Annotated in this window: 1 protein-coding gene; it reads left to right on the top strand. The window is 47.2% G+C overall.

The window, feature by feature from the left end; genetic code table 11:
- Window positions 1–873, top strand: an 873-nt coding sequence (locus A3762_RS04905; RefSeq protein ID WP_197469030.1) for an Ig-like domain-containing protein, incomplete at both ends; no start/stop codon positions are given.

Here is an 873-nt window from a genome sequence, read left to right as displayed (position 1 = left end):
CCTCCTGTCAGCTACGTACCAATCGGTGTTAATGAAAATTATTCAGCAAGTATTGCACTTGCAACGACCCCTGTTGAATATCTAGATGTTACCGAACAAGTGGTATGGTCGGTTGATGAGCCAAAACTCGCTTTCATTTCAAATGATATTGGACTGAAAGGCCAAGCTACGGCGAAAAGCGAAGGCGTTGTTATTGTCTCTGCAAATCTCAGTTTCGCCGGTCAGTCTGCTGTCGCGAATGCTGAATTAAACGTTATTCCAATTCAACTGGAAAGCATCGAGGTTAACCCTGAAAATATAACAGTTGTACGTGGTACTGATGGGCAATACGTAGCAACCGGTATATTTAATGATCAGCAAAGTAGGGACATCACCGATACGGTGGTATGGTCTTCATCCAACGACACCGTGGCAAAAATTGAGACCTTTGGAGCAAATAGTGGTCGTGCTGTAGCGATTAATCCCGGCAAGACAGATATTACGGCTGCGCTTAATGGTCTAAGTGATACTGTGACGGGTACCGTTGTCGCGCCCGAACTCAATACACTGCGCGTCTATCCACAAAACGCCTCTATTCCACTTGGTGAATCACAACCTTTTAGTGCCTTCGCCGATTATAGCGACGGTACTTCGCAGGACGTTTCGAATCGTGTCGCTTGGACTAGTTCGAATACAACGCTTGCAACATTGAATTTACGCATACCGGGTCGCGTGGATTCAGACCCAACATTTGCTGGGCTCCTGCCCGATACTACTGATATTTCGGCATCATTGGGCGGCGTAGATAGCAATATAGCTGTACTCACCGTAACAAACGCAACGCCTACAGCACTCCGTATCGTGCCGGGTGATAGCGACTTGCCACTTAGGGTC

Source organism: Oleiphilus sp. HI0125 (assembly GCF_001635355.1).
The sequence above is the reverse complement of the archived record's forward strand: the minus strand, read 5'-3'. Positions and strand labels throughout refer to the sequence as shown.